The organism is Archangium sp., assembly GCF_036388035.1.
Lineage (GTDB): Bacteria > Myxococcota > Myxococcia > Myxococcales > Myxococcaceae > Archangium.
The window spans coordinates 1-5,041 of sequence record NZ_DASVSO010000681.1; the positions used below are offsets into that span (position 1 = coordinate 1).

Annotated in this window: 4 protein-coding genes; 3 read left to right on the top strand and 1 reads right to left on the bottom strand. The window is 70.7% G+C overall.

The genetic code is table 11. The features are described from left to right. Window positions 1-80 precede the first annotated feature (80 nt). A complete protein-coding gene (locus VF697_RS27760; protein ID WP_331099747.1) occupies window positions 81-1,709 on the bottom strand; it encodes a glycosyltransferase in 1,629 nt (542 codons plus the stop codon). Between the two features lie 119 nt (window positions 1,710-1,828). On the opposite strand from VF697_RS27760, the gene rfbB reads away from it, so the two are divergent. The 3 genes from rfbB to VF697_RS27775 all read left to right on the top strand — a co-directional run. Beyond that, complete coding sequence (gene rfbB, locus VF697_RS27765; protein WP_331099748.1) at window positions 1,829-2,854, top strand: dTDP-glucose 4,6-dehydratase; 1,026 nt, start codon at window positions 1,829-1,831, stop codon at window positions 2,852-2,854. Window positions 2,855-2,858: 4 nt separating this feature from the next. Further along, window positions 2,859-3,749: an SDR family oxidoreductase gene (locus VF697_RS27770; protein ID WP_331099749.1), complete on the top strand. Its 891-nt coding sequence runs from the start codon at window positions 2,859-2,861 to the stop codon at window positions 3,747-3,749. 383 nt (window positions 3,750-4,132) lie between these two features. Next, window positions 4,133-5,041, top strand: a 909-nt coding sequence (locus VF697_RS27775) for a glycosyltransferase (protein ID WP_331099750.1), incomplete at its 3' end; no start/stop codon positions are given.

Consider the following 5,041-nt stretch of genomic DNA (forward strand, 5'->3'; position numbering starts at 1 on the left):
GCTCGGCGTCGGGCACGGAGGGAAGCCGCGCGGTCTCGGCGGCGACGGCTTCGGCGGAGGGCTCTCGGGTCAGCAGGTCTTCAGCGCGCACGGGAAGCTCCACGCGTTTCGAGGATGCGGGCGATGCGATTCACGGCCTCGTCCATCCGGCCGGAGTCCAGGGCGAGCAGCCGATCGCCGTAGTCGGGGGAGCCCGACAAGCGCTCGGAGGAGGAGACAACCCCCCACGCCCGGGCGCCGAGGCGAGGCACCGCGTCCCAGGCCACCCGCGTGTCCGCGCCGAGGAAGAGGGCGGGTGCCTCCGAGGCGCACACGGCGGTCTCCAGGGCCGAGGAGCCCGGCAGCTCGCCGGAAGCCTCTCGGGGCAGGGGCAGATCGGGGCTGAAGCGCCACACCTCGCCGGCTCCGGCGGAGTCCACGGCGGGGGCGGCGGACGTCAGCAGCGCGCCCGCGTGGAGCGACAGCACGCGCGCCCTCGGGAGTCGCTCCGCCAGCCTCCGCGTGAAGCGGGACATGGGAGCCTCCGGCGCCGCCGAGAAGCCAGGGCACACCAGCTCCACCCCATGGCCGGAGGTGGAGGGAGTGGGGTGGGGGAGCGTTCCCTCCAGCAGGGGGCGCAGGGCGTCGCGGACGGCGGTGGCGACCGCGTCCTGCTCGAGGCCGCGCAGCCGGGCCCGTTGGGCCTCCACCACCCGGGTGCGCAGCTCGGGCTGGCGCTCCAGCACCGCGAGGAGCTGCGCCACCTCGACGGGGTCTCCCGACAGCGTGGCGAGCCCCGCGCCGGCCATCGTCTCGGGCACGGCCGCCGCGCCGTAGGCCACCACCGGGACGCCCCGGTACATGGCCTCCAGCAGCGGGACGCCAAAGCCCTCGTGCTGGCTCATGGACAGGTACGCGGTGGCCACGGAGAAGCAGGCGGAGAGCTGTGCCGCGCTCACCCGCCCGAGCAGCAACACCCGCTCCGGGCCCAACACCTCCCGCAGTCCGAGCAGCCACGCCCCATAGGGCGAGTCGCGGTTGAGGTAGCCGGCCACCAGCAGGCGGCTGCGTCGCTGGTACAGGCGCTGGTAGGCGGTGAAGACGCGCAGCACGTCGTCCACGCGCTTGCTGGGCACCGCGCGGCCCACGAAGAGGATGTTGGCGCAGCCGTCCTCCAGCTCGGCGCGCAAGGTCGGGTCCGGCGCCACGTCGAAGGCGCGCCAGTCCACCGCGAAGGGGATGACGGAGACATGGGGGAAGCCACCGGCCACCAGCTCCTCGGCGCTGAAGCGCGAGTAGGCGAACGCGCACTCCACCAGCGGCTGGAGGGCGAGCAGCTCCTCGCGGGCCGCCACGCAGCCGGCGGCGACCTTGCGCTCGAAGCCCTCGAGCAGCCGGGCGGGCGTCACGTTGTGGTACACGAGCGCCTTGCGGCCCGGCGAGCGCTTGACCAGTGGGACGAGCCTCGACTCGTAGCTGTGGTGGATGAGCAGCACCGAGCTCGCGTCCGCCTCGCGCGGGTAGTCCCGGGCCGGGCGCACCTGCTCGCGACACTCCTCGTCCCACTGCTCGGCGTAGATCTCCGAGGCATAGCCCCAACCGCGCAGCAGTTCTCGCAGGTAGCGCACCTGATTGCCCACCGCGTCTCCCCAGGCGAGCCGGGGAACCAGTTGGTGGACGGCTCGGGGTGGGGGAGCGGGGGAGCGCGGGTCTCGTCGCGGAGGGCTCAAGGCGCCTGCTCCCTTACAACCCAGGCCGTGTAGCGCACAAGCCCGCGAGTGAGGCTCTCTTGACGGTTGGTTGTGGCTCCGTTACTCGGGGTCTCCTCTTCGTTTTCGTGGCAGGCTCCATGAACATCCTCGTCACCGGCGGCTGCGGCTTCATCGGTTCCAATCTCGTCCGCTACCTGCGCCGCGTCCGGCCCGAGTGGAAGCTCGTCAACCTCGACACGCTCACGTACGCCGGCAACCTCGAGAACCTCATCGACCTCGAGTCCGATCCGGGCCACGTCTTCGTCCGGGGCGACATCGGTGATCGCGAGTTCGTCGAGAAGCTGCTGCGCGAGCACGCCATCGACTCGGTGATGCACCTGGCCGCCGAGAGCCACGTGGACCGCTCCATCCTCGGCCCCGAGGTCTTCGTCCAGACCAACGTGCTCGGCACCCAGCGCCTGCTGGAGGCCTCGCGGCAGCAGGGCGTCAAGCGCTTCCTCATGGTCTCCACCGACGAGGTGTACGGCTCGCTGGGCCCCACCGGCGCCTTCACCGAGACCTCGCCGCTCCAGCCCTCCAGCCCCTACTCGGCCTCCAAGACGAGCTCGGATCTGCTCGCGCTGGCCTGGCACCACACCTTCGGCCTGGACGTGGTGGTGACGCGCTGCTCCAACAACTACGGCCGCTACCAGTTCCCCGAGAAGCTCATCCCCCTCATGGTCGTCAACGCCCTGCACGACAAGCCGCTGCCGGTGTACGGCGATGGCGCCAACGTGCGCGACTGGCTCCACGTGGAGGACCACTGCCAGGCGCTGCTGCTCGCGCTGGAGAAGGGCCGGGCCGGCGAGGTCTACAACATCGGCGGCGGGGCCGAGCGCAAGAACATCGAGATCGTCAAGGCCATCCTCTCGCTGCTGGGCAAGCCCGAGTCCCTCATCAAGTTCGTGAAGGACCGTCCGGGGCATGACCGGCGGTACGCCATCGATCCCTCGAAGATCAAGGCCGAGCTGGGCTGGACGCCCGCGCACACCTTCGAGCAGGGCCTGGACGAGACGGTCCGCTGGTACGTGGACAACCGCGAGTGGTGGCAGCGGGTGATGAGCGGCGCCTACCGGGACTACTTCGACTCGCAGTACAGCACCCGCCTCCAGGTGATGGGGTAGGCCCATGCGCATCCTGGTGACTGGGGCGAACGGGCTCGTCGGGAGCCGGACGTGCCACCTGCTCGCGGAGCAGGGACATGAGGTGCTGGGGCTGGGGCGGGGTGAGCGTCGCGCCGCGGGGAGCTGGCGGTACCTCTCCTGCGAACTCACCCGCGAGCAGGAGGTGGCCATCGCCTTCGCGGAGGCTTCCCCCGAGGCCGTCATCCACTGCGGTTCCATGACGGAGGTGGACGCGTGCGAGCGGGAGCCGGAGCTGGCCTTCGCCGCCAACGTGGAGGCCACCGCCTTCGTGGCCCGGGCCTCGCGCCGCGCCGGGGCGCACCTGGTGCACGTCTCCACCGACTACGTCTTCGATGGCGACGCGGGCCCCTACGCCGAGGAGGCCCTGCCCAACCCGCGCGGCGTGTACTCCGTCACCAAGCACATGGGCGAGCAGGCCGCGCGGGTGCTCGCGCCCGGGTGTGCCATCGCCCGGACGGCGGTGGTGTATGGCTGGCCCCCGGTGGCGGGCCGCCTCAACTTCGGAGCCTGGTTGTTGAGCGCGTTCGAGAAGGGCCAGCCCGTTCGTCTCTTCGAGGATCAGATCGTCTCGCCCAGCTACGCGGAGAACGTGGCCGCCATGGTGGCCGAGCTGGGCGTCCGCCGGCTCGGCGGGGTGTGGCACACCTGCGGGGCCGAGGTGCTGAGCCGGGTGGAGTTCGGCCGCGCGGTGTGCGCGGTCTTCGGCTTCGACGCGGGGCTCATCGTCCCGGTGAAGCTGGCCGAGTTGAAGCTGCCCGCGCCACGTCCCCTGCGCTCGGGGCTGCGGGTGGACAAGGCCCGGGGTGAGCTGCGGGCCCGGCCGATGGGACTGACCGAGTCGCTCGCCCGCTTCCACGCGGACTGGAAGCGGTAGCGCTTCTGATTTGAAGTCCTTGGACTCCAAAGCATGTGTGGCGGAGCCGGTCAAGAGACGAGGCGAGGAGCCGCGCTGCGCGGGGAGGGTGGTGACGCGCTGGAGCGCTCGCGTCCTCTCTCTGGCGCCTGGGGTTTTGGGCCGAGGAAGGGGTGCTGGCTCCCGCCTGCTCGCTCGGGTTGGCTGCCTTGACACCTCAACATCAATCCCGTAACACACGCCGCCAGCCGGGTCGGGGTACTGGGCCGCGTCGGGGCATGTGGGGAAGGCCGGATCCCCCGCGGCAGAGTGCGGCGAAAGGCAAAACCCTGTGCGTCCCAGCGCCACCCGTCAGCTCCTCACCCCGGGGGGGGGCGGTGTGCCGCCGGTGAGTGAGAACGGTCATGAATCGCCAGGGAAGCAAGCAAGCGCTGGATGCCACGGTCGGGCAGAGGGAAGAGCGGTCTCCGGCTTCCTCTCAGAAGTCGGACGAGCCGCTGGGCGACGTATTGCCCCTGCACCAGAAGGTCGCGCCCAAGCCCAGGTCCAAGCCGCGCGCCAAGCGCCAGCGGCCCGCCAAAACGGGGGATGAGGCCACGCTGCTGCGTGAGCGCATGCTCGAGATGGAGCGCAAGCTGCAACAGCTCCAGTCCTCCAACCTCAAGCTCCAGAGCGAGCTGGATGTGCGCGAGCAGCAGGTGCGTGACTACAAGACGCACCGCGCCTTCGAGTTCGCGCAGGAGCTGGTGGACATGAAGGATGAGCCGTCCCGGGCCTGGCGGCTGCCGCTGGCCATGGCGCGGCTGGCGATGCCCAAACCCGCGCGCCGCTGGCTCCAGCAGAACGTGCTGCAGCCCGTGCGCAAGGTCGGGGATCGCGTCGTCGAGGTCGCCGTGGAGGAGCCGCTGCGGCGCCTGCCGGATCCCCAGCCCCTGGTGGACAAGGCCTCGTCGCTCTATCGCCAGGTCGAGCAGGGCGTGTTCGGCAAGCTGCGCCCGGGCTCGCTCCAGGGAGACCGCTGGCCGGCCGAGCAGCCGCTCGTCTCGGTCATCATCCCCTGCTTCAACTACGGGCGCTTCCTGTCGGACGCGCTGGTCAGCCTCGACAAGCAGACGCTGCAGGACTTCGAGATCATCATCGTGGAGGGGGGCTCCACGGACGGCACCACCACGCAGCTGGTGCGGGAGCTGGAGCACCCCAAGGTGCGGAAGATCTTCCAGCCCGAGCCCACGCTGGTGGGGGAGAACCGCCTCACCGGGCTGCAGCAGGCGCGCGGCAAGTACATCACCTTCCTGGACGCGGACGACATGATC

Bases quoted from the DNA above. Each gene is read 5' to 3' on its own strand.
- rfbB (WP_331099748.1), top strand. From the start codon at position 1,829: ATGAACATCCTCGTCACCGGCGGCTGCGGCTTCATCGGTTCCAATCTC.
- VF697_RS27770 (WP_331099749.1), top strand. From the start codon at position 2,859: ATGCGCATCCTGGTGACTGGGGCGAACGGGCTCGTCGGGAGCCGGACG.